Source organism: Anaerotruncus sp. DFI.9.16 (assembly GCF_024461615.1).
Lineage (GTDB): Bacteria > Bacillota > Clostridia > Oscillospirales > Ruminococcaceae > Anaerotruncus > Anaerotruncus massiliensis.
Genome location: NZ_JANFZX010000021.1, coordinates 1 through 23,261 on the forward strand (window position 1 = coordinate 1; position 23,261 = coordinate 23,261).

Annotated in this window: 17 protein-coding genes; all 17 read right to left on the minus strand. The window is 64.0% G+C overall.

Going from position 1 to position 23,261, the window contains the following annotated elements; genetic code table 11:
* Positions 1-306: 306 nt before the first annotated feature.
* On the minus strand, positions 307-2,541 hold the full coding sequence (locus NE609_RS09650) for a DNA topoisomerase (ATP-hydrolyzing) subunit A (RefSeq protein ID WP_256152391.1): 2,235 nt from the start codon (positions 2,539-2,541) through the stop codon (positions 307-309).
* A gap of 54 nt (positions 2,542-2,595) precedes the next feature.
* Entirely contained in the window at positions 2,596-4,581 is a 1,986-nt protein-coding gene (locus tag NE609_RS09655; protein ID WP_256152392.1) for a type IIA DNA topoisomerase subunit B, read from the minus strand.
* Positions 4,582-4,701: 120 nt separating this feature from the next.
* On the minus strand, positions 4,702-5,217 hold the full coding sequence (locus tag NE609_RS09660) for a GNAT family N-acetyltransferase (RefSeq protein WP_256152393.1): 516 nt from the start codon (positions 5,215-5,217) through the stop codon (positions 4,702-4,704).
* A 14-nt stretch (positions 5,218-5,231) separates the two neighbouring features.
* Positions 5,232-7,427 carry a polyphosphate kinase 1 gene (gene ppk1 / locus NE609_RS09665; protein ID WP_256152394.1) on the minus strand — a complete coding sequence of 732 codons (2,196 nt, stop codon included), beginning with the start codon at positions 7,425-7,427 and terminating at the stop codon, positions 5,232-5,234.
* A gap of 84 nt (positions 7,428-7,511) precedes the next feature.
* On the minus strand, positions 7,512-8,618 hold the full coding sequence (gene ftsZ, locus NE609_RS09670) for a cell division protein FtsZ (protein ID WP_370867157.1): 1,107 nt from the start codon (positions 8,616-8,618) through the stop codon (positions 7,512-7,514).
* A gap of 155 nt (positions 8,619-8,773) precedes the next feature.
* Positions 8,774-9,931: a cell division protein FtsQ/DivIB gene (locus tag NE609_RS09675; protein ID WP_256152395.1), complete on the minus strand. Its 1,158-nt coding sequence runs from the start codon at positions 9,929-9,931 to the stop codon at positions 8,774-8,776.
* Between the two features lie 306 nt (positions 9,932-10,237).
* Positions 10,238-11,491, minus strand: coding sequence for a UDP-N-acetylglucosamine 1-carboxyvinyltransferase (murA, locus tag NE609_RS09680; protein WP_256152396.1), 1,254 nt, complete (start codon positions 11,489-11,491; stop codon positions 10,238-10,240).
* Positions 11,492-11,620: 129 nt separating this feature from the next.
* Entirely contained in the window at positions 11,621-12,739 is a 1,119-nt protein-coding gene (locus tag NE609_RS09685) for a glycosyltransferase (RefSeq protein ID WP_121587257.1), read from the minus strand.
* A gap of 116 nt (positions 12,740-12,855) precedes the next feature.
* A complete protein-coding gene (gene ftsW, locus NE609_RS09690) occupies positions 12,856-14,007 on the minus strand; it encodes a putative lipid II flippase FtsW (protein ID WP_121587258.1) in 1,152 nt (383 codons plus the stop codon).
* A 48-nt stretch (positions 14,008-14,055) separates the two neighbouring features.
* Entirely contained in the window at positions 14,056-15,072 is a 1,017-nt protein-coding gene (mraY, locus tag NE609_RS09695; RefSeq protein WP_256152397.1) for a phospho-N-acetylmuramoyl-pentapeptide-transferase, read from the minus strand.
* Positions 15,065-16,432 (minus strand): UDP-N-acetylmuramoyl-tripeptide--D-alanyl-D-alanine ligase, encoded by a 1,368-nt coding sequence (gene murF / locus NE609_RS09700; RefSeq protein WP_256152398.1) that lies wholly within the window; start codon positions 16,430-16,432, stop codon positions 15,065-15,067. The genes mraY and murF overlap by 8 nt, the downstream gene beginning before the upstream one ends.
* A gap of 4 nt (positions 16,433-16,436) precedes the next feature.
* Complete coding sequence (locus NE609_RS09705; protein WP_256152399.1) at positions 16,437-17,879, minus strand: UDP-N-acetylmuramoyl-L-alanyl-D-glutamate--2,6-diaminopimelate ligase; 1,443 nt, start codon at positions 17,877-17,879, stop codon at positions 16,437-16,439.
* Positions 17,880-17,913: 34 nt separating this feature from the next.
* On the minus strand, positions 17,914-20,127 hold the full coding sequence (locus NE609_RS09710; protein ID WP_256152400.1) for a penicillin-binding transpeptidase domain-containing protein: 2,214 nt from the start codon (positions 20,125-20,127) through the stop codon (positions 17,914-17,916).
* 213 nt (positions 20,128-20,340) lie between these two features.
* Positions 20,341-20,847 carry a cell division protein FtsL gene (locus NE609_RS09715; RefSeq protein ID WP_256152401.1) on the minus strand — a complete coding sequence of 169 codons (507 nt, stop codon included), beginning with the start codon at positions 20,845-20,847 and terminating at the stop codon, positions 20,341-20,343.
* A 16-nt stretch (positions 20,848-20,863) separates the two neighbouring features.
* Complete coding sequence (gene rsmH / locus NE609_RS09720; protein ID WP_121587264.1) at positions 20,864-21,793, minus strand: 16S rRNA (cytosine(1402)-N(4))-methyltransferase RsmH; 930 nt, start codon at positions 21,791-21,793, stop codon at positions 20,864-20,866.
* Positions 21,794-21,796: 3 nt separating this feature from the next.
* Complete coding sequence (gene mraZ / locus NE609_RS09725) at positions 21,797-22,216, minus strand: division/cell wall cluster transcriptional repressor MraZ (RefSeq protein WP_121587265.1); 420 nt, start codon at positions 22,214-22,216, stop codon at positions 21,797-21,799.
* Between the two features lie 317 nt (positions 22,217-22,533).
* Positions 22,534-23,112 (minus strand): hypothetical protein, encoded by a 579-nt coding sequence (locus tag NE609_RS09730; protein WP_121587266.1) that lies wholly within the window; start codon positions 23,110-23,112, stop codon positions 22,534-22,536.
* Between the last annotated feature and the right edge of the window lie 149 nt (positions 23,113-23,261).

Here is a 23,261-nt window from a genome sequence, read left to right on the forward strand (position 1 = left end):
GCGCCGCCGACTTTGGCCGAAGGCCAACCGGAGGCGGCGCGGGGGTCAAGGGGGCATAGCCCCTTGCGGCTTCTTTCCCCCATTTCTTGTCCGCACAAGAAATGGGGCCGCCCGCCGGGGCGGGACCCGGCAATCTCCGCCGTCGAAGGCGGCACCTATAAAGCACCCCGAAGGGGCGCGAACAAATGCTCTCCCGCCCGCTGGGAGGAAAAGCCTAAGGGGTCGCCGTCGGCCGACTACCGACAAACTGCGCCGCTTCATGAGCGGCAAACCCAAGAATCCCCCTCGGCGGGCAGCCCAAAACAATTATAAGGTCAACTGCTCTCCGTAGTCCTCCTCGCGGGGCATCATGCCGGCGGCCGGGAGGGTCTTGGTGCGGAACCGGTGGGGATTCGCGAGCATCCCTTCGCTGAACGGCTTCACCGAGGCGACACGGTGGTTTTTCTTCTGCGTCATAACCGCGACGCCCTGCGTGGTGCGGGTCGTCTTGGAGGAGACGGCCCCGGCGTTGGCCAGCAGCATCCGCCCGGAGGAGGAGGTCATCAGGAAGTCCTCCCCGCCCTCGATCTGGAAGCAGGCCGCGAGCGGCGACGCGTCGGAATAGGCGCCCAGCAGTTTTTTGCGGTTTGTCTTGGTGGCGTAGCCCGAGAGGTCCACCTTCGCGGCCTTGCCGTTCTCAAAGAAGAAGAGCATATAGCCCGCGTAATTGGTCGTGACCGCCATGTAGACGGCGTTCTCCCCCTCGTCCATGCCGAGCTTGGCGGGGATGTAATCGCCCAGCACGCTCGCCTTGCCGTCGTCGAAGTCGCTCGCCTTCGCCTTGTAGACCTGCTGGCGGTCGGTGAAGAAGAGCAGGTCGGTGTTGTTGGTCGCCTCCACCTCGCGGGCGACGGCGTCCCCCTCCTTGAGCTTCTGCTCGCCGCTCATGCGCAGCGACTGGGGGGTGATCTTCTTGAAGTACCCCTCCCTCGTAAAGAAGAGGTGCACCGGATAGTCGGGAACCAGCGCCTCAGGCTCCTCCTCGTCCTCGCCCGACGGATAGTAGAGGAGGCTCTTCCGGGGCTTCGCGTACTTCTTGCTGACCGCGCGGAGCTCGTCGATGATGATCGCGCGGACCTTTTTGCGGTCCGCGAGGATCTCCTCCATCCCGGCAATCTCCTTTTTGAGCTGGTCGGTCTCCTCGACCCGCTTGAGGATGTGCTCGCGGTTGAGCTGGCGCAGCTTGATCTCCGCCACATATTCCGCCTGCACCTCGTCGATGCCGAAGCCGATCATCAGGTTGGGAACGACCTCCCGCTCCTCGGCGGTCTCCCGCACGATCCGGATCGCCTTGTCGATGTCGAGCAGAATCTTTTTGAGTCCCATGAGCAGGTGGAGCTTTTCCTTCTTTTTGCCGAGCTGGTGATAGACGCGGCGCTTGACGCAGCCCTCGCGGAAGGCCGCCCACTCCTCGATCAGCTCCTTAACGCCGCAGACGCGCGGCATCCCGGCGATCAGGACGTTGAAGTTGCAGGAGAAGGTGTCCTCGAGCGGCGTGATGCGGAAGAGCTTGCGCATGAGCGCGTCGGGGTCGGCGCCCCTCTTGAGGTCGAGGGTGAGCTTGAGGCCGGAGAGGTCGGTCTCGTCGCGCATGTCGGCGATCTCGCGGATCTTGCCGCCCTTCACGAGGTCGACGATCTTGTCCATGATCGCCTCGACCGTCGCGGTCGGGGGGATCTCGGTCACGTCGACGCAGTTGTTTGCCTTGTCGTAGCTCCAGCGGGAGCGCACCCGGATGCCGCCGCGCCCGGTCGCGTAGATCTTGCGCAGATCGTCCTCGTTGTAGACGATGTAGCCGCCGCCCGGGAAGTCGGGGGCGCGCAGCGTCTCGAGGATGTCGTGGCCGGGGTTTTTGAGCAGCGCGATCGTCGTGTCGCACACCTCGGCGAGGTTGAAGGGGCAGATCGAGCTGGCCATGCCGACCGCGATGCCGATATTCGAGTTGACGAGGATCGACGGGAAGGTCACCGGAAAGAGGGTCGGCTCCTTCTGGGTGTTGTCGTAGTTGTCGACCATGTCGACGGTGTCCTCGTCGATGTCGCGGAAGAGCTCCGCCGCGATCCCGTCGAGCTTGACCTCGGTGTAACGGCTGGCGGCGTAGGCCATGTCCCGGCTGTACGCCTTGCCGAAGTTTCCCTTGCTGTCCACATATGGGTGCAGCAGCGCCTCGTACCCGCGCGACATGCGCACCATCGTTTCATAGATTGCCTGGTCGCCGTGGGGGTTCAGCTTCATCGTCTGGCCCACCACGTTCGCCGACTTGGTCCGCGCGCCGCTAAGCAGCCCCATCTTGTACATCGTGTAGAGCAGCTTGCGGTGGGAGGGCTTGAAGCCGTCGATCTCGGGGATCGCGCGCGAGACGATCACGCTCATCGCGTAGGGCATGTAGTTGCTCTCGAGCGTCGTCACGATCGGCTGCTCAATCATCACCCCGGCGTTCTCGATGACCGCCGAGGAGTTCACCGGTTTTTTCGGTTCCTTTTTGGGTTTCTTTGTTGCCATTCACTGCACCTCAATACTGTTTTGCGCCAGCCTCCGCCGCGGGAGCGCGGGCGCTTATGAGAGGTCCGCCAGCTCCAGATACTGGTAGCCGTTTTCCGCGATGAACTCCTTGCGCCCCGCCAAATTGTCCCCCAAAAGCAGGTCGAACATGTCGGAGGTCTCCTTCGCCTGGGAGGGGGTCACCTTGATGAGGCGCCGCGTTTCGGGGTTCATCGTCGTCAGCCACATCATGTCCGGCTCGTTTTCACCGAGTCCCTTGGAGCGCTGGACCGTGTATTTCGCGTTCCCGATCTCCTCTAGCGCGTGCGTCTTCTCCTGCTCGGTGTAGGCGAACCAGGTCTTGTCCTTCGTCGTGATCTCGTAGAGGGGGGATTCCGCGATGTAGACGCGGCCCTCCTCGATGAGGGTCGGCGCGAGGCGGTAGAGCATCGTCAGAATCAGCGTGCGGATCTGGAAGCCGTCGACGTCCGCATCGGTGCAGATGACGATCTTGTTCCAGCGCAGGCCGTCGAGGTCGAAGGAGGAGAAGTCCTTGTTCGCCTTGGTGGTGACCTCCACGCCGCAGCCGAGCACCTTGAAGATGTCGACGATGATGTCGCTTTTGAAGATCTTGTCGTAGTCCGCCTTGAGGCAGTTGAGGATTTTGCCGCGCACCGGGATGATCGCCTGGAATTCGCTGTCCCGGCCGAGCTTGCAGGCGCCGAGCGCCGAATCGCCCTCCACGATGTAAATCTCGCGCCGGGAGACGTCCTTGGTGCGGCAGTCGACAAACTTCTGCACCCGGTTGGACATATCCACCGTGCCGGCGAGCTTCTTTTTGAGGTTGAGGCGGGTCTTCTCCGCGTTCTCCCGGCTGCGCTTGTTGATGAGCACCTGCTCGGCGATCCGCGCCGCCTCGTCGGGGTTCTCGATGAAATAGACCTCCATCTGGTGGCGGAGGAAATCGTTCATCGCCTCATAGACAAATTTGTTGGTGATCGCCTTTTTGGTCTGGTTCTCATAGGAGGTCTGGGTGGAGAAATTGGAGGAGACGAGCACCAGGCAGTCCTCCACGTCCGCGAAGGTGACCTTGCTCTCCCCCTTCTGGTACTTGCCCGCGTTTTTGATGTAGTTGTCGATCATGTAGGTAAACGCGAGCTTGACCGCCTTTTCGGGGCTTCCGCCGTGCTCGAGCCAGCTCGAGTTGTGGTAGTATTCGCACCGGCTCACCCGGTTGGAAAAGCAGAAGGCCACCGACAGCTTCACCTTGTATTCCGGCTTGTCCTCCCGGTCGCGGCCGCGGCGCTCCGCCTTCCAGAACTGGATGGGGGTGAGCGTTCCGTCGCCGGCGAGCTCCGCCACATAGTCGACGATGCCGTTTTCATAGCGGAACTCCGTCTCCTCGAAGCCGGAGTCCGCCTGGTTTCTGAGCAGGAAGGTCACACCGTCGTTGACGACCGCCTGCCGCTTGATCGTGTCGGCATAGTATTCGAGCGGGATGTCGATGTCGGTGAAGACCGCGAGGTCGGGCCGCCAGCGGATCTTCGTGCCGGTGGCGCGGCGGCGGGTCTCCTCCTTTTGAAGGCCGCCGACGTTCTCCCCGTGCTCGAAGTGCAGGGAGTATTTAAAGCCGTCGCGGTAGATCTCCACGTCCATGTATTCGGAGGAATACTGGGTCGCGCAGAGCCCCAGCCCGTTGAGACCGAGGGAGTATTCGTAGCTCTCCCCCTCGTTGGTCTGGTATTTGCCGCCCGCGTAGAGCTCGCAGAAGACGAGCTCCCAGTTGTAGCGCTCCTCCCGCTGGTTGTAATCCACCGGGATGCCCCGTCCGAAGTCCTCGATTTCGATCGACTGGTCGCGGTAGCGGGTGATGAGGATCTTGTCCCCGTGCCCCTCGCGCGCCTCGTCGATCGAGTTGGAGAGGATTTCAAACATCGCGTGCTCGCAGCCCTCCAGCCCGTCCGAGCCGAAGATCACCCCCGGGCGCTTGCGCACCCGGTCGGCGCCCTTGAGGGAGGAAATACTCTCGTTGCCGTAATCGGCGGTCCGTTTTTTTGGCATCTGCCTGCCTCCGTCTTTCTGTAATGCGGAAAATTCGCCCAGACGCAAGTTGTACGCCCGCTACGGGCGTACAACCTCGTAAAATCCAGCTTTTAGTTTACCCGTTTTTGCCGCGTTTTGTCAAGCGCGCGGCGGACGCAGGCGCGCCATGTAGTATTCGTCGGCGTACGCCCCGTTCCGGATCGCCCCCATCCGCTTGGTGCCCTCGATCTCGAAGCCGAGCGACTTGTAGAGCCCGATGGCGCGGGCGTTGTCGGTGAACACGGTGAGCTCGACGCGCGTGAGCATGAGCCAGTTGTCCGCCACGTCGAGCGCCGCCTCCATCACCGCGCGCCCGACGCCCCTGCCCTGCCAGTCGCGGTGGACCATGATGCCGAACCCCGCCGAATGGCGCATCCGGCCGGGATAGACCTGGAGGCCGGTGGTGCCGACGATCTTCTCCCCGCCCCCCGGCAGCGGCGCGGCCGCCGCGAACTGGTGGTCGTCGGGGCCGAGGCCGTTTAAGTATGCCTCGCAGAACCCGAGCCGCTCGGAGGGAAGGGCGAGGATGTTTTCACGCACGCCCTCCATGACGCGCAGCGCGTGGATGCCCTCCGCGTCGGACGGCCTGCAGGGGCGTATGATAAATTCGGACATGGCGTTTCCTCCCGTCATTTGTGGAACAGGGCGCGGATCTTATCCCACAGCCCGCGCCTGGGGGCCGCCGGGGCCGCGGGCGCCGCCTGCGGCTGCGCGGGGCGCATCACCGGCTGCACCGGGCGGGAGGCGCGCACCCGCGCCGACTCCTCCGCGCGCATGTAGGCGAGCTTAAAGAGGTCGATCTGGCTGTCGATCGGGGGCTTGTCGTTCTTGACCGGCTCGTATTCCCCGTCGGAGAGCAGCCGCTTGGCCTTGACGTTGTCGGAGAACTCGAGGTCGAGCAGGTTCATGATCCGCGCCTTGAGCTTCTCGTCCCGGATGGGGGCCGCGACCTCCACCCGGCGCTCCATGTTGCGCGTCATGAAATCGGCGGAGGAGATGTACATCCGGCTGCGCTCGGGCGTGCCGAACACGTAGATGCGCGAATGCTCGAGGAACCGCCCGACGATGCTGACGACCTCGATGTTGTCGGTATGGCCGGGCACCCCCACCCGCAGGCAGCAGATGCCGCGGATGATCATGCGGATTTTGACCCCCGCCATCGACGCCTCGATCAGCTTGTCGATCACGTCCTTGTCGGTGAGGGAGTTGATCTTGACGGTGATCGCGGCCGGGCGGCCCTCCCGCGCGGCGATGATCTCCTGCTCGATGAACCGCAGCACCATCGGCTTCATCGAGACGGGCGCGGCCACGAGGTATTTGGTGTCTCCCACCGGGTTGCCGGTCAGGATGCCGTTGAAGATGCGGGTGCCGTCCTCGCCGAACTCACGGTCGGCGGTCATCAGGCAGAGGTCGGTATAGAGCCGCGCGGTGCTCTCGTTGTAGTTGCCGGTGCCGATCTGGGTGATGAAGCAGATCTTTTCCTCCACCCGGCGGGTGATGACCAGCAGCTTGGAGTGGACCTTGTATTCGCCCAGCCCGTAGACGACGTTGACCCCCGCCTCCTCGAGCCGCTTGGACCAGATGATGTTGTTCTCCTCGTCGAACCGCGCGCGCAGCTCGACGACGACGTGGACCTCCTTGCCGTTCTCCGCCGCCTTGATGAGCGCCGAGACGATCTGGCTCTCCCGCGCGACCCGGTAGAGGGTCATCTTGATCGACAGCACGGTCGGGTCGTCCGCCGCCTCGAGCAGCAGGGAGATGAACGGCTTCATGCTTTCAAACGGATAGGAGAGCAGGATGTCGTGGTCCTCGATCTGGGGGATCATCGGCCTGCCGGGCGTGACCAGGGAGGAATCCTGCGGCGTGAGCGGCGGGTAGAAGAGCCCCGGAAGCCCGCGGCGCTCCATCTTGGAGCAGAGGGCGAAGCCGAAGCCCATGTCGAGCGGGGAGAGGTTGAAGAAGACGCGGTCGCGGGTCAGCTCGAGCTTTTTGCAGAGCTGGTCGATGATCGCCTCGCTCGCCTCCCCCTGGAACTCAACGCGCACCGGCATCAGCTTGCGGCGGTTCTTGACCATCTCCTCCATGACGCTGCGGTAGTCCATGTCGTGGTCGTACATCGCCTCGTCGACGTTGATGTCGGCATTGCGGGTGACGCGGAAGATCGTCTTGGCCACGACGACATAGCCCTGGAAGATGTGCTCGCAGTAGCGCAGCACGAGCTCCTCGAGCAGCACGAACTTGTTCTTGTCGAACGGCAGGTAGACGATCCGGTCGAACCCGGTGGACACGGGGATGATCGCCAGCTTGACGAACTCCCCCTTGGTTTTGAGCTGGGTGCAGATGTAGGTCTCCTTGTTGCGAAGGAAGGGGAAGGGATGGTGCTTGTCAATGATCTGCGGGGAGAGCATCGGCAGGATCTCGCCGCGGAAGTAGTTTTCCAGAAAGACGGTCTGCTCCTCGGTGAGCATCGAGAGGTCGAGATGCTCGATCCCCTCCCCCGCCATATCCGCCGAGAGGCGTTTGTAGGCGGCGTCCTTCTTTTCGATCAGCGCGCGGGTGTCCGCGAAGATCGCCTCGAGCTGTTCGGCGGGGCTCATGAGGGACTTGTTGTCGATCGCGTCCGGATCGAGCAGCGACGCGTCGGTCAGGGTGCCCACCCGGATCATGAAGAACTCGTCGAGGTTGCTGCCGAAGATCGAGAGAAACTTCAGCCGCTCGAGCAGCGGGATCGACCCGTCGCACGCCTGTTCGAGCACGCGCAGGTTAAACTTCAGCCAGCTGAGTTCGCGGTTCTGATAGAGGATCGGGTTCATGTTGTCGTTCATATTGCGTCCCCCCATGACATTTTCCAGGTTCTTTGCAGAGAAAACAGGGAGTATTGCCAATCCGGCAATACTCCCTGTTACAGATCAGTTCTTCTTGTTATTGAATATTGACAGAATGTCGAAGAAATTATCGTCGTCGTCCCCGCCGGTCTCGGTCGCGGGAGCGCCGGGCTCCGCCTTGCCGTCGGTCTTTTTGCTGAAGCTGTAGTTGGGGAGGGTGAAGTTGCGGTCGCTGTCGAAGCCGGTGGCGATCACCGTGACCTTCATCTCATCCTGAAGCGAATCGTCGAAGGTCGCGCCCCAGATGAGGTTGACGTCGGGATGCGCGGCCTCGTGGATCATCGAGGAGGCGACGTCGATGTCGTCCAGATCGATGTCGGGGGAGGCGGTGATGTTGACGATCACGCCCTTCGCGCCGTTGATCGAGGTTTCAAGGAGCGGGGAGGAGATCGCCGCTTCGGCGGCCGCGCGGGCCTTGTCCTTGCCCGAGGCGCTGCCCACGCCCATGTGGGCGTAGCCCGCGTCCTTCATGATCGCGGTCACGTCGGCGAAGTCGAGGTTGACCACGCCGGGGATGTTCACAAGGTCGGAGATCGACTGGACGCCCTGCTTGAGCACGTCGTCCGCCGCGGAGAAGGCGTTCTGGAGGGTGATCTTCTCCTCCGAGATCAGCTTGAGGCGCTCGTTGGGGATGACCAGCAGCGCGTCCACATGCTCGCGCAACGCGGTGACGCCCATTTCCGCCTGCTCCATGCGGTGCTTTCCCTCAAAGTTGAAGGGCTTGGTGACGATGCCCACGGTGAGGATCCCCATCTCGTGGGCGACCTCCGCCACGACGGGCGCGCCGCCCGTCCCGGTGCCGCCGCCCATGCCTGCGGTGATGAAGACCATGTCGGTGCCCTTGAGCGCTGAGGCGATCTCGTCGCGGCTCTCCTCGGCGGCCCGCTGGCCCTTTTCGGGGTTGCCGCCCGCGCCCTTGCCGCGGGTGAGCTTGTCCCCGATGTGCAGCTTGTATGTAGCCTGCGAGCGCAGAAGCGCCTGGTTATCGGTATTGATCGAGATGAATTCCACACTCTTCATCCCCGACTGCACCATGCGGTTGATGGCGTTTCCGCCGCCGCCGCCGACCCCGACCACCTTGATCGAGACAACGTTCTCACTGTCACTGGCCATGTCGAAGTTCATTAACATCGCGGTTCCCCCTGTGCAATTCTATAAAATGGAATCCTGCAAGACCCTTATCATCCAAACGCGCAATTCGATATACTATTAAATATTATCTTATCAGATTCAGCCTGATAAATCAATAGCAAACGCGCCCGGCAAGGCAAAATGTAATATTTCCCTCACGCCGCCGGAGAGGCCGGCGGGGAGCTTTCCGGAGCGGCTTCCGACGGCGCCGCGGAGGACTCCTCCGGCGCGGACGAGGGGGCCGTGCCCGGGATCGTCGCAAAGAGGTCGTCCTGCGGCGAGGCCGAGGACGCCGCCTCCTCCGAGGAGGAGCCCGCCGCCTCCGCGCCGCTCGAGGGCGCGGTGCCCGGGATGACCGCGAGGTCGGGATTGTCCGAATGGACGGTGGGCTTTTTGTCCCCCTCCCCGGCCTGCGCGGCGGCGGTGAGCCGCCGTTTTTCCAGCTCCTGCCGGATGTCCCCCGGCCAGGAGTAGATCTCGTTCGTGGTGGGCGCGAGCGACACGTCCAGCCTGCCCTCGAAGGTGTCGGACAGCTCGTCCTCGATCACCTTCTTCGCGAAGCGCAGCTTGTAGGGCAGCTCGGTGCCTCCGCCCAGGTCGATCAGCAGGCGGTTGTCGTAGACGAGCATCATGTCGAGCTGGTTGGAGAAGTCCACGAGGGAGACCTCGCCGAAATCGGTCTCCTCGACCGCGTCCATCAGCCGGGAGAGCAGCAGGAAGCCGTACGCCTCCTTATCCGCCTCGTCCGTCTCCTCCTTGGTGTAGCCCTCGCCCAGCTTTTGGCCCACCTTGGGGTCGTAGAGGTACATGCCCGTGACCGTCATCACGTCCTGCGGCACCGACGCCGCGCCGATCTCCAGCACACGGCCCGTCTTGCCGATGACCACGTAGCCCGCCGCCGTGGATACCGCGCCGAGCGGCTTTGCCTGCGCAATCTCAAGGGTGAGGGTCGCGGGCAGCGTCCGCCTGAGGGCCACCCCCTCGACATAGGGGAACTGCTGAGTGAGCTTCTTTTCCACCCTGCGCGCGTTCACCCGGAAGAGGTTGTCCCCCACCTTGACGCCGCTGGCCTCGAGGATCTCCTCCGCGGCGTATTTGGTGACGCCGGCGACCTCGAGCTTTTCGATCCGGAAGAAGACGGTCAGCGACAGTACGGCCACGACCGCCGCCGCGACAAGCAGGATCAGCAGATAGTAGAGCGTCTGGCGGCCGGTGCGCTTCCTGCGCCGGCGCGCGCCCGCGGCTGCCGCAGCCTGCGCCCGGTCGGGCGCGCGGGGCGTTCTGCCGCCGAATGAAAGGAGCTTCTGCTTCATGACGTCCTCCGTGTATCATAGTCCCCGGCAGGCCGGATACCAGTATACCGCGTATCCACCGCGGATGCCTGCAAATCCTGTCGAACCGCCGCGCGGGACCTGATTTTCACTTCCCGCGGCCGCCCCGAAAGGGGCCGGCCGGCGGATTTGGCCGCGCGGCCGCCGCACGGCCGGGATGCGGCCGCGGCAGGGAAAGCCGCGTGCCCGCCCCCGCGGGCGCGGGCGGCGGTGCCTGGAAACGTGCTTATTATACCACGCGGGAGGCGTTTCGCGCAATCGCGGCGGTGGGGCAAATTTTCCCACCCGTCAGGGGACCCTGCGGATCGCCGCGCCGATCCCGCGCAGGTTCTCCTCGAAGTTCTCATATCCGCGGTCGATGTGGCCGATGTCCAACAGCTCCGTCTCCCCCGCGGCCGCCAGCGCCGCCACCGCGATGGCCGCGCCGCCCCGCAGGTCGGTGCAGTGCACCGTCGCGCTGTGCAGCTCCTTCACCCCGTGGACGAGCGCCACGCGCCCCTCCACCTTGATGTCCGCGCCCATGCGGATGAGCTCGGGCACATGCTTATAGCGGCTCTCGAAGATGTTCTCCACAAAGATGCTGCTCCCCTGCGCCACGCACGCCGCCGCCATCAGCGGGGACTGCGCGTCGGTCGGGAAGCCCGGATAGGGCATCGTGCGCACCATGCTCATCGCGCGCAGCGGGCGCGCGGCGGTCAGGCGGATCTCCTCCGGCGCGGTTTTCAGCCGGCAGCCCATCTCCTCGAAATAGGGCAGCACCGCCGCCAGGTGTTCGGTGCAAACGCCGTCAAGCGTCACGTCTCCCCCCGTGACGGCCGCCGCGGACAGGTAGGTCGCCGCCGCGATCCGGTCGGGGATGACGCTGTGCTCGGCGGGGTGCAGGGACTTGACGCCGGTGATGTGCAGGTCGCCGTCCGGCGTGGTGCGCACCCTGGCGCCGCAGGCGTTGAGGAAGGCCGCCAGATCGGAGATCTCCGGCTCGCGCGCCGCGTTTTTGATGACCGTCTCCCCCTCGGCGAGGGAGGCCGCGATCATGATGTTTTCGGTCGCGCCCACGCTGGGGAAGGGCAGCGGAATGCTCGCGCCCCGCAGGCGGTCCTTCACCGTGCAATTGAGGTAGCCGTGGTCCTCCTCGATCGTGACGCCGAGCTTTTCGAGCGCGGCCAGATGCAGATCGATGGGACGCGGCCCGAGCTCGCACCCGCCGGGAAGCGAAATGCGCGCGTGGCCGCATTTGGCCACGATCGCCCCGAGAAAGACGATCGACGAGCGCATCCGGCGCATCAGCTCGTCTGGGATGCAGCAGCAGCAGGAATCGGCGGCACCGACGAGGATGCTGTCCCCTTCGCGCCGCGTTTCGGAACCAAGATGCTGGAGGATGTTGCAGGCGGCGTCGACATCCGTCAGGCGGGGGCAGTTATGTATCACACAGTCTCCCGACAGCAATGTCGCCGCCAAAATCGGCAACACGGAATTTTTCGCCCCATGGACCCGCAACCGACCCTCCAGCCTTTTTTCACCTTCAATTAGCAGTTTCGGCATCTTCACGCACCCTTTCGCTTTTCGCAAGGGTACGGGAAGCCCTTGCAAAACCATACTATGCCGCATGGTCCCGCCGGGTGAAAGGGCAAATACGTGTAAAAGGGGACGCTTTCGCGTCCCCGGCGAAAATTACGCCTTGTAAAGTGCCATGATTTCCGAATAGATGCGTTCGTTCGCATCGATGATCGCCATCGCCTGGGCGTTGCGGCCCAGCCGCCGCAGAGTCTGCGGGTCCCGGCAGAGCTCCTCCACCCGGCCGCTCAGCCGCTCGGGGGTCAGGTCCTTTTCCTCGATGACCACCGCCGCGTCGTGCTCCGCCAGCACCATCGCGTTGTGGTACTGGTGGTTCTCCGCGACGTTCGGCGAGGGGATGAGCACCGACGCGGTGCCGCTCGCCTCCAATTCGGAGAGGGTCATCGCGCCCGAACGGGAGATGACGAGATCCGCCGCCGCGAGGCAGTCGGGCATGTCGTCGATATAGGTGCGGATGTCGAGGCCGGGGGCGCGGGGGTCCACCCCGGCGGCGGCCAGCATCTGCGGGAAGCGATCCTTTTCAATCGAGCCGGTCGCGTGGATGTGGAAGACGCCGCCGCGCCTCTGCTCCCACGCCATCAGCCCCGCGACCGCCTCGTTCAGCCGGCGGGCGCCGAGGCTCCCGCCGAAGGAGACGATGCACACCCGGTCCCCCACGCCGAACTTTTTGCGCGCCTTCTCCCGGTCGGCAAAGAGAATCTCCTCCCGCACCGGGTTGCCGGTCACGATGTATTCCCTGCCCCGCGGCAGGTATCGTTTGGCCTCCTCGACCGAAATCAGCACCTTATCCGCCGTGCGCGCGAGCACCTTGGTCGTCACGCCGGGGAAGGCGTTCGACTCGTGGGTGACCGTCTTCACCCCCAGCTTGGCCCCTTCCCGCAGGATCGGCCCGCTCACATAGCCGCCCGTGCCGACGATCATGTCGGGGGCAAAATCGCGGATGAGCTTTTTCGCGCGGCCCCACGAGAGCATGAGGCAGCCCACCGAGCGGAAGTTGTACCTGACGTTGAACCAGGTGAGCTTCCTCTGGAAGCCCATGATCTCGATCGGCGCGAAGGCGAAGCCCGCCTTCGGGACGAGGCGCGCCTCCATCCCCTTGGGGTTGCCCGCAAAGAGGATTTCCGCCTCGGGATGGCGGGCCTTGATGAAGTTGGCCACGGCGATCGCGGGGTTGATGTGCCCCGCCGTCCCGCCGCACGCAAACAGAATTCTCATGTTGTCAGAGCCCTCCCAATCATCCCATATCCCGTCCCCGGCCGGGCAGGCCGCCATGTCTCCTCCGCCGAAGGCTCCTCTTAAGGTTCCGGCCCGCTAGGCCGGGCAGGCCGCCGCTACTCCTTCTCGAGGTTGGTCTGCCGGGAGACGGACAGGATGACCCCCATCTCCGCCAGGAGCATGACGAGCGCCGTGCCTCCCGATGAGAAGAAGGGCAGGCTGATGCCAGTGTTGGGGATCGTGTTGCTGACGACGGCGATGTTTAAAATCGTCTGCACGCCCACCTGCGTCGTGAGGCCGATGGCGAGCATCGAGCCGAACCGGTCGCGGCAGCGCATCGCGATGACGTAGCCGCGCCAGATGAGCAGCACGAAGACGAGAATGATGAGCGTCGCGCCGATGAAGCCGAGCTCCTCGCACACGACCGAGAAGATGAAGTCGTTCTGCGGCTCAGGCAGATAGAGGTGCTTCTGGCGGGAGTTGCCGATCCCGACGCCCATGAGTCCGCCCGAGCCGATCGCGTAGAGCGACTGGATCGTCTGGAAGCCCTTGCCCTGCGGGTCGATCCACGGGTCGCGCCAGTGCTGGATGCGGCTCATCGCGTAGGGGATGACGCCCGGTATCAATACGATGACGACGACCGCCGCCGCCAACAGCAGGCCGCCGATCATGAACCATTTCAGGTCGGTGCCGCCCACGAACATCATGATGATGCCGATCGACAGGATGAGGATGGTGCCGGACAGGTGCGGTTCGAGCAGCATGAGCAGGACTACGATGCCCATCAGCGCCAAAAACGGCCAGACGCCGTATTTGGGGTCCTTCATCTTGTCGTAGTTGGTGGAGATGAGGTGCGCAAAGATCAGCACGACGGCGAACTTCGCGAGCTCGGACGGCTGGAAGGTCGTGAATCCGAGCGGGATCCACCGGCGCGCGTCCTCGCGGGTATGGACAAAGAGCACGAGGATGAGCAGAAAGACGGTGCCGATGTAGATGAGGAAGGCAAACCGGTGCAGGATGTGGTAGTCGATGTTGGCGACGACGAACATCCCGATGATGCCGACGATCGCGAAGAGCAGCTGGCGGGAAATGTAATAGAAACTGTTGCCCGTCTCGTAGTAGGCGGATGCGTAGCTCGCCGAAAAGAGCATGATCAGCCCGATCGCAAGCAGAATCAGCACAAGGAACATGAAGGTCAGGTCGATGCCGCCCTTCTCTGCCCGGATGCGTTTTTTACGGGTTTTCCCCGCAGGCCGTGCCGCTTCCATCGGCAAGCACCTCTTTTCCGTTGGATTGATTTCGGCCGGGGCCCCGCGTCACAGCAGGAGCACCGACCAGACGGCCAGCGCGCCGCCGAGGAGTCCCACGAGGGCGAAGACCGAGACGATCTTCACCTCGCTCCATCCGCACATCTCGAAGTGGTGGTGGATGGGGCTCATCTTGAAGAGCCGTTTGCCGTGGGTGGCTTTAAAGTAGCAGACCTGGATGATGACCGAAAAGGCCTCGCACCAGAAGACGACCCCCGCGAAGACGAGCAGCAGCGGCATCCCCACCTGGAAGGCGAGCGCCACCACCAGGCCGCCCAAAAAGAGGGAACCGGTGTCCCCCATGAAGACCTTGGCGGGATAGAAGTTCCAGACGAGGAAGCCGAGCGTACCGCCCGCGAGAGCGGCGGCGATCACGCTCGCCTGGCCGAACTGGAGAATCCCCGCGATGACGAGGAAGGCCACCGCATAGACGAAGGTGACCGACGAGGAGAGCCCGTCGAGGCCGTCGGTGAGGTTGACGGCGTTGACGAAGCCGGTGATGATGATCATCGCCAGCAGGTAGTAGAAGGGCCCGAGCTCCAGCGAGCCGAAAAAGGGAACCGCGACCGCCGTCGAGCGGTCCCCCGCGATGTAGAGCATCACGAGGTAGAAGACCCCGATGACCAGCTGCATCAGGTATTTCTGGCGCGCCGTCAGCCCGAGGTTGCGGTGCTTGACCACCTTAATGTAGTCGTCCAGAAAACCCACCGCGCCGAACGCGAGCGCCATCGCGACCCCCGCAAACAGCTTTATATTACCCCGCGGGTCGCCAAGATATCCCTGCGCCGCGGGCGAAAGCCAGAGGGTCGAGACCCCGATCACGACCGCCGCCGTGATGCCGATGATGAACATGACGCCGCCCATGGTGGGGGTGCCCTGCTTCTTCTTGTGCCAGGCGGGGCCGATGTCGAGGATCGTCTGGCCGAACTTGAGCTTGTGCAGGAAGGGAATCATCACGAACCCCAGCAGGGCCGTGACGGCAAACGCGACCAGCGTGATCAGGATGAGGGTCATGCCGCTATTCATTCACAACTTCTCCCTTATACAGTCCTTCGAGGATCTCCTCCATGCGCATGCCGCGGCTTCCCTTGACCCATACGGTGTCGCCCGGGCGGATCTCCTCCCGCAGGCGCGCGAGCAGCTCCTCCTTATCGTCGAAGAGCTCGGCGGGGATGCCCCCCTCCGACGCGCCCTGTCGATAATAGCACGCATCGCCGCCGTAAGCAAGCAGCAGGTCGATCCCCTTTTCTGCGGCGAACGCCCCGATTTCCCTGTGCGCCCGCTCCGAGATCGCGCCCAGCTCGAGCATCCCGCCGAGCACTGCGATCCGCCTGCCCGTGCAGGGGTGGCCCGCCAGCGTCTCGAGCGCGGCCCTCATCGAGTCGGGGGAGGCGTTGTAGCAGTCCTCAACCACCGTGATCCCCCGCCAGTGCACCACCTTCTGGCGCATGCCGGAGGGCATGTATTCACGCAGCGCCGCCGCGCATTTTTCGGGCGGGATATCCAGCGCCAGCCCGGCGGAAAAGGCCGCGAGCGCGTTCAGGACGTTGTGCCGCCCCGCGCAGGGGATCGTCACCGGCAGCTCGCCGAATTCGCCGCAGAGGAGGAAGGAGGTCTCCCCCGCCCCCTCGCGAAGGTCCTTCGCCCGCAGGCCGCAGGCGGGGTTTTCAATGCCGTAGAAGCGCACGTCGAGGCGGGGGATCCGCACCCGCGATAGCAGGTCGTTGTCCCCGCAGAGGAGGAGCGGCGCGCCGTCGGGCAGCGCGTCGGCCAGCTCCAGCTTGGCTTTCAGGATGTTTTCGCGGGAGCCGAGCCGCTCCAGATGGCTCACGCCGATATTCGTGATGACGCCGACGTCCGGCCTTGCCACGTCGGCCAGCGCCGCGATCTCCCCGAGCCCCTGCATCCCCATCTCGACGACGGCCGCCTCGGTCGTGCGGTCGAGGCGGAAGAGGGTCTTGGGGAGCCCGATCTCGTTATTGAGGTTGCCCTCCGTCTTGAGGGTCCGGTAGGCGCAGGAGAGCACGTCGGCGATCATCTCCTTGGTGGTCGTCTTGCCGACGCTTCCGGTGACCCCCACGCAGCGGATGGAGAATTTGGCGCGGTAGGCCTTCGCGATCTCCATCAGCGCACGCTGGGTGTTCTTCACGTAGAGCACGGTGCCGGGGCCGTAGTCGCGCCGCTCGTGCGCGACTGCCGCCGCGGCGCCCGAACGCAGGGCGGCGGGGATGAAGTCGTGCCCGTCGAACCGCTCCCCCTCGAGCGCCACGAAGAGGCAGCCCTCCGGCAGGCTCCGGGAGTCGGTCGAGATCACGTCGACCGCGCCGGGATAGCTCCCGGGACAGCCGACCGCCCGCGCGATCTCATCGATCGTCATGCGTTCCATTGCGTCACCCCTTTCGTCTTGCCAGCAGATCCAGCACAATCTGTTTTTCGTCGAAGCAGATCGTCTCCCCCTTCAGCACCTGGTAGTCCTCGTGGCCCTTGCCCGCCAAGATCAGCACGTCGTCCGGCTGTGCATGGTCGAGCGCCCACTCGATCGCCGCGTAGCGGTCGGGGATGATTTCATACGGGGTGTCCGGGTGCTCGAGCAGGCCGGGCTTCGCGTCCTCGATGATCTGCAGTTCGTCCTCGTCGCGCGGGTTATCCGACGTGAGGATGACAAAGTCGGAGAGGCGCGCCACGATCTCCGCCATCTTTTTGCGCTTGGTGCGGTCGCGGTTGCCCGCGCAGCCGAAGAGGGTCACGACCCGCCCCACGGCGAACTTCTGCATCGTCGTGATGATCTTTTCGAGCCCGTCGGGGCTGTGGGCGTAGTCGCGGATGACGGTGTAGGGGGTGCCGGTCGGGAGCACCTCGATGCGCCCGACCACGCCCTTGCAGCTGCACAGCCCCGCGGCCGCCTCCTCCACCGTGAGCCCTACCGCGATGCAGCTGCACGCGGCGGTCATCGCGTTGGCGACCGAGAAATCCCCCGGGATCGGCAGGCGCACCCGCGCGATCTGCCCCTTCCCCACCAGCATGAACCGGCTGGAATCGGGCGCGGGGCGGATGTCCTTGGCGGTGTAGTCCGCCTCGTCCGACTGGGTGGAGAAGGTGATCTTCGGGCAGGTAATCTCCTCCGCGAGCCGCTGGCCGTAGGCGTCGTCGACGTTGACGACGGCGGTGCCGCACATCGAAAAGAGCTTCTTCTTGGCGTGGTAGTAGTTTTCCATGTCGTGGTGGTAGTCGAGGTGGTCCTGCGTCAGGTTGGTGAAGGCCGCCGCCTCGAAGCGGAGCCCCGCCAGCCGCTGCTGGTCGAGCGCGTGGGAGGAGCACTCCATCACGACGTACCGGCACCCCGCGTCCGCCATGCGCGAAAGCATCCCGTGCAGCGCGAGCGCGTCGGGGGTGGTGTGCTTGGCGGGCAGGACGATGTCGTCGATCTCGTTGTGGATGGTGCCGATGAGCCCCACGCGGGTGCCCGTGGTTTCCAGGATGTGCTTGACCATGCAGGTGACCGTCGTCTTGCCGTTGGTGCCCGTCACGCCGATGAGGCGCAGCCGCCGCGCGGGGTTGCCGTACCAGTTGCCGCAGAGCAGGCCGTAGGCGAGATGGGTGTCCGCGCAGAGGATCTGGTTTTGAAGCCCCAGGTCCCGCTCGCAAACGACCGCCGCCGCGCCCGCCTCGACCGCGCCCTTCGCGTAGCCGTGCCCGTCGGCGCGGGTCCCGGGGATGCACACGAAGAGCATCCCCGGCTCCACCTGCCGTGAATCGGAGGTGACGCCCTTTATTTCACAGTCCTTGACGGAGCCCTCGTATTCGACTCCCTCGAGCAGCTTGGAAAGCAGCATGTTGTGGACCCCTTTCAGGAAAAGATGCCGGCCGTCATTCGGTGACGGGAGCGGTGCTTTCAACGCACTGAATGGTGACGACCGTCCCGGCCTCCACCTGCTCGCCCGCGGCGGGCGTCTGGGAGGACACCACCTGGTGGGTGCCCTCGATCTGCTCGCCCGAAATCGAGATGTTGAGCCCCGCGCCCACGATCGAGCGGTTGGCCTCCTCGACCGTCTTGCCGACCACGTCGGGCACCGGGATGAGGTCGCCCGCGCCCTCCTCCTCGGTGTAGAGGACGATGGTGCCGCCCTCGGGGATCGTCTCGCCCACCTCGGGGATCTGGCGGAGCACCTTGGTGCCGTTTCCGACGACGCGGTATTTCAGCCCGCTGACGCGGCATTTGTACTGGGCGTCGTGCAGGTCGAGGTTGATGAGGTATTCCGCCTTAGTGGCGACGTTCGCGAGCTCCTCCTCGGTGTACTGCGGCTCGATGCCCATGTAGGGCAGGGTGTCCGCCAGCACCGCGCCGACGATCGGCGCCGCGACGGTGGAACCGTAGGCGTTGTAGATGTCCGGGTCGTCGATCAGCACGAGGCAGGCCACCTGCGGGTCCTCCACCGGCGCGAAGCCGAAGAAGGAGAGGGTATTCGGGGTGCGGCCCTCCGACTTGAGCTTGGGGCTGTCGAGCTGCTCGGAGGTGCCCGTCTTGCCGCCCACGCGATAGCCGGGGATCTGCGCCTGGCGGCCGGAGCCGTTGGCGACGACCTGCTCGAGCATGAGGCTGATCTCCCTGGAGATGTCCTCCGAGACGACCTGCCGCTTGACGACCGGCTCGGTGTTGGAGATGACGTTGCCCTCCGCGTCGACGATCTGCTTGACGATGTAGGGCTGCATCAGCTTGCCGCCGTTGACCGCCGCGCTCGCGGCGGTAATCAGCTGGATCGGCGTGACCTTGAAGGTCTGGCCGAAGGAGCTGGAGGCGAGGTCGTTGATGGTGTAGCGCGCGTGGTAGATGCTCGTCGCCTCGCCGGGCAGGTCGATGCCCGTCTTCTCGGTGAGGCCGAAGTTGGAGAAGTATTCGGCGAAGTTCTGCGCGCCCATGCGCTGGCCGATATCGATGAACGCCGGGTTGCAGGAGTTCATGATCGCGTGCTCGAGGTCCTGCTGGCCGTGGCCCTCGCCGCGGCTCGACCAGACCCAGCAGTGGTAGGGGGTGCCGTTGACCGTCGTGGCGCCCGAGCAGTAGAAGGTCGACTGCCGGGTGACCGCGCCGCATTCCAGCGCGCCCGAGGCGGTGATGATCTTGAAGACCGAGCCCGGCTCATAGGGGTCGGAGATCGCGTAGTTGCGCCACTGGGCGTACCACGCCTCCCTCAGCGCCTGGTCGTACTCCTCCTTGGTGGCGACCGTCTTGAGGTTTTCGAGCTCCTCGCGCTTTTTGTCGTCGAGGATCTCGTAGGGGTTGTTGGGGTCGAAGTCGGGCTTGGAGGCCATCGCGAGCACCGCGCCCGTCTTCACGTCCATGACGACGCCCGTCACCCGGTTGCGCACCTTGTGCTCGGGCAGCGCGATCTCGAGGTTCTTTTCTAGGAAGTGCTGGATCGTCTCGTCGATCGTCAGCACGAGGGAATCCCCGTCCTTGGCGGCGTACTCCTGCGAATATTGCAGGTCCATGTCGACGCCGCGGCTGTTTTTCATCGAGACCACGCGCCCCGGCGTGCCGGCGAGCACCTTTTCGTAGTAGCTCTCCAGCCCGTAGGCGCCGTGGTTGTCGTCGTTGGCAAAGCCGAGCACCGCCGAAGCAAAGTTGCCGTAGGGGTAGTAGCGGCGGGTGTCCTGCTCGAGGAAGATGAGCCCCGTAAGGCCGTTCTCGCTGACAAAGGTCATCAGCTCATCCGCCTGCGGCTTCTCCACCTTGGTCTTGACCACCTGGTAGAGGGTGCCCTTGAGCGCGAGCTTCTTCTGGATCGACTCCTTGTCGAGTTCGAGGAACTTCTCGAGCGCCGCGGTGACGTCCGACTCCTTTTCGGGGGTGTCGATCAGCCCCGGCGCGACGCACACCGACCAGACGGTCGCGCTCTTGGCGAGCGGGTTGCCGTTGGTATCGTAGATCGTGCCGCGCTTGGCCCCGATGCGCTCGCTGCGCAGCTGCTGCTGGAGCGCGCGCGCCTGGAGGGCCTCGCCCTCGACGACCTGCAGCTTGAAGAGCTGGTGCAGAACGACGCAGAAGCCGAAGACGATCATCGCCACCAGTACGACGATCATCCGGCTTCTCATATGATAGGTTGGAGGCTTTGCCATCTTAATATACCAGTCCTTTGCAAAAGTTACGGGCGCGCAGCCCCGCGAACCGGCGGGATTGCCGTCGAAAAGGGCGCAAAATGCGAGGAAAGCAAGAAGTACGGACGGGTACGCGGTCCCTCCCTCAATCCTTCTTGCTTTTCGTGCCACTCTATATTTATGGATGCGCCATCCGTTTTAGTCCTCGCCAAGCCGTTCCTTGACGTTGATGATCGCCAGCTCGACCTTGTCGAACAGCGACTGCTTGGGCGATTCGCTTGTCAGTTCGATCTTTTCCCCCTCGCTCAGGTCCACGTAGGTGACCTGGCTTTTGTCGATCGGAAGCATGCCGAGCGTCTGCGTGGCATAGTCCTCGACGTTGCGCAGAGAAATTTTGGCGTCCAGCTCCGCCGACAGGCGGGTGAATTCGCTCTGCTCCTTTTCGAGCTTGGCGGTCTGGGATGCGATCTGCTGGCTCAGCTCGGTGAGCACCGCGCGGCTGTAAAGCATCGTGACCACGATCCCCACGACCACCGCAGCCGCCGCCACAATGCCCAGCACGGTGGCCGTCCGGCGGCGCGCACGCGCCTTGACGCCGGGGTTCGCCACGACCAGGGTCGGCCTTTTCACCCGCATCCGCGGCTTTGGCTGGAACCGGTCCAGATCGTAGGCAACGCTGCCGTTCCCGGCGTATCGCGTCTGCATGGCGCCTTCCCTCCTTCTATAGTTTCTCAATGATGCGCAGCTTGGCGCTCTTGCTGCGGCTGTTGGCCGCGAGCTCCGCTTCCCCCGCCTCGATGGGTTTTTTGTTCACGAGTTTCCCTTTGGGCCGGTTGCCGCACACGCACACCGGAAAGTCCGGCGGACAGGTGCAGCCCCTGCAAAGCGCCGCATACCGCTGTTTGACCATGCGGTCTTCCAACGAATGGAAGGTGATGATTGCCATGCGCCCGCCGGAGCGGAGTCTTTCAAACGTTTCGCCGAGAAAAACAGACAGGCTGGAGAGTTCCCCGTTTACCTCAATTCGGACCGCTTGAAAGACGCGCTTTGCAGGATGCCCGCCCTCGCGTCTCGCCCTTGCGGGGATCGACGCGCTAATCAGTGTTGCCAGTTCTCCGGTAGTGGCAATGGGGCGCTGCGTTCTGGTTTGCAAAATATGTTTAGCGATCATCGGCGCGAATTTCTCCTCGCCGTAATCGCGGAACACCCGGCACAGTTCCTTGAAGTCATAGCCGTTGATCACGTCGTAGGCGCTCAGCCCCGACTGGGACATGCGCATGTCGAGCGGCGCGTCGTGCATGTAGGAAAAGCCCCGCTCGGGGGTGTCGAGCTGGTGGGAGGAAACTCCCAGATCGAGCAGGATGCCGTCCACCCCGTCGATCCCCAGCCGGTCGAGCACGCCGTTCATCTGGGAAAAATCGCTCTGCACGACGACGGCGCAGGGATAGGGCGCGAGCCGTTCGGAGGCGGCCTTCACCGCGTCGGGGTCCTTGTCGAGCGCGACCAGCCGTCCGGTGGTCAGGCGCTTTGCGATTTCGGAGGAGTGCCCCGCGCCGCCCGCCGTCCCGTCGACATAGACGCCGTCCGGGCGGATGGCCAGGCCCTCGATGCACTCGTCCAGCAGGACGGGGCGGTGTGAAAATCCCGCCATCGCCTAGAACCCCAGCTCGTCCATCGCGGTCGCGATGGATTCCGCCGTAAGCTGCTCGTTCTGCTTCTCCCAGCGCTCGCTGTCCCAGATCTCGGCGCGGTTGGAGACGCCCGCGATCGTGACGTCCCGGTCGAGCCCCGCGTATTCCCGCAGGTGCGCCGGCAGGAGCACCCTGCCCTGCTTGTCCGGCTCCGCCTCAGCGGCTCCCGCGAAGAAGAACCGGTTGAGGGGGGCGGATTTGCTGATGGGCAGCTCGTGCAGCTTTGCCGCGAGCTGGTCCCACTCGTCCACCGAGTAGACGAAGAGGCAGTTGTCGAGCCCGCGCGTGATGATAAAACGCTCGCCCAGCTCCTCGCGCAGCTTCGCGGGGAAGTTCACCCGGCCTTTCGCGTCGATGCTGTGGGTGTACTGTCCTGTGAGCATTTTATCACCTCCCTCCGGGCTTGTCCGCCACTTGGGTGGCGATTCCTCCACTTTTAACCACTTTTCACCACTTTTACCTCTTTATTATACTTGCCACAGATAAAAAATGCAAGTGCTTTTCTTTTCCAGCAAAAAAAAGACGCCGAAATTTTCGGCGTCTTTTTGTCGAATTTAGCCTGTTTTATCCCCTCAAAGCCCCATTCGGGAGCGGGTTTCCAGCATTTGGCCGCCGCGCGGGAACTGTCGAAACTTTCCAGCCGAAGCAGGGGCCGGAAGCACCTTCACGCGCGCGGCGAATAAGGAGGCGCCCGGACGGCTCAGCCGTCCGCGTCCTCCCCCTGCGGCGCCGGTTCCGGGGCGCGCCGCTCGCGCTCCGCATCCTGCTGCCTCCAGTCGGCGACCAGCGCCGCATCCCGCTGGGCGTCCAAGATCTGCACCTTCCCGTCGCACCCCATCGCCTCCGCAAGAAGCCGCAGCAATTGCAGCGCGCTGGTGAAGGCGACGCGCACGTTCCTGCCCACCCACGTCAGAAAGCCCTGCCAGCTGTCGTTCTGCCGGTAGATCACCTGCACGACGAAATCGTACGGCGCCTGCATGGTGGTTTCCAGCTCCCGGCGCCGCTCATACCGGAGGGTGTCCAGCGGAACCGGCTGGCGGTTCGCCTGGAGCTGGCGGCGGCTGCTGAAATAGCGGACATCCCTGTCCGCGCAGGGAAACCGGAGGTAACGGTAGATCGCGTCCAGTTCCAAAAAGAGGTCCCCAAGCCCGTAGAAGCTCACCGGCTCCGGAAGGTAGACGTTACTCAACGTCCCGGCGGGCTGTCCCTCCGCCTCCCGGCTCAGGCGAATCAGGACGATCTCCGCTTCGGTCCCCAATTGGCCGTAGTTGACTTTCATGACCTTCCATCCTTTCGCAAAAGAAAAGCTCCGGTCCCGGAATACGGCCCGGGTTGCAACATAATGCGTATTATGTTGCAGTTTTAAAACCTCGCTCTATTTTAGGCTACATAATCTTCCCTTATTATGCAACAAAATGGCAATCTTCG

What these genes read in the sequence shown, in the direction of transcription:
- NE609_RS09650 (WP_256152391.1), bottom strand. Translation starts at nt 2,541, where the DNA reads ATGGCAACAAAGAAACCCAAAAAGGAACCGAAAAAACCGGTGAACTCC.
- NE609_RS09655 (WP_256152392.1), bottom strand. Translation starts at nt 4,581, where the DNA reads ATGCCAAAAAAACGGACCGCCGATTACGGCAACGAGAGTATTTCCTCC.
- NE609_RS09660 (WP_256152393.1), bottom strand. Translation starts at nt 5,217, where the DNA reads ATGTCCGAATTTATCATACGCCCCTGCAGGCCGTCCGACGCGGAGGGC.
- ppk1 (WP_256152394.1), bottom strand. Translation starts at nt 7,427, where the DNA reads ATGAACGACAACATGAACCCGATCCTCTATCAGAACCGCGAACTCAGC.
- ftsZ (WP_370867157.1), bottom strand. Translation starts at nt 8,618, where the DNA reads ATGTTAATGAACTTCGACATGGCCAGTGACAGTGAGAACGTTGTCTCG.
- NE609_RS09675 (WP_256152395.1), bottom strand. Translation starts at nt 9,931, where the DNA reads ATGAAGCAGAAGCTCCTTTCATTCGGCGGCAGAACGCCCCGCGCGCCC.
- murA (WP_256152396.1), bottom strand. Translation starts at nt 11,491, where the DNA reads ATGCCGAAACTGCTAATTGAAGGTGAAAAAAGGCTGGAGGGTCGGTTG.
- NE609_RS09685 (WP_121587257.1), bottom strand. Translation starts at nt 12,739, where the DNA reads ATGAGAATTCTGTTTGCGTGCGGCGGGACGGCGGGGCACATCAACCCC.
- ftsW (WP_121587258.1), bottom strand. Translation starts at nt 14,007, where the DNA reads ATGGAAGCGGCACGGCCTGCGGGGAAAACCCGTAAAAAACGCATCCGG.
- mraY (WP_256152397.1), bottom strand. Translation starts at nt 15,072, where the DNA reads ATGAATAGCGGCATGACCCTCATCCTGATCACGCTGGTCGCGTTTGCC.
- murF (WP_256152398.1), bottom strand. Translation starts at nt 16,432, where the DNA reads ATGGAACGCATGACGATCGATGAGATCGCGCGGGCGGTCGGCTGTCCC.
- NE609_RS09705 (WP_256152399.1), bottom strand. Translation starts at nt 17,879, where the DNA reads ATGCTGCTTTCCAAGCTGCTCGAGGGAGTCGAATACGAGGGCTCCGTC.
- NE609_RS09710 (WP_256152400.1), bottom strand. Translation starts at nt 20,127, where the DNA reads ATGATCGTCGTACTGGTGGCGATGATCGTCTTCGGCTTCTGCGTCGTT.
- NE609_RS09715 (WP_256152401.1), bottom strand. Translation starts at nt 20,847, where the DNA reads ATGCAGACGCGATACGCCGGGAACGGCAGCGTTGCCTACGATCTGGAC.
- rsmH (WP_121587264.1), bottom strand. Translation starts at nt 21,793, where the DNA reads ATGGCGGGATTTTCACACCGCCCCGTCCTGCTGGACGAGTGCATCGAG.
- mraZ (WP_121587265.1), bottom strand. Translation starts at nt 22,216, where the DNA reads ATGCTCACAGGACAGTACACCCACAGCATCGACGCGAAAGGCCGGGTG.
- NE609_RS09730 (WP_121587266.1), bottom strand. Translation starts at nt 23,112, where the DNA reads ATGAAAGTCAACTACGGCCAATTGGGGACCGAAGCGGAGATCGTCCTG.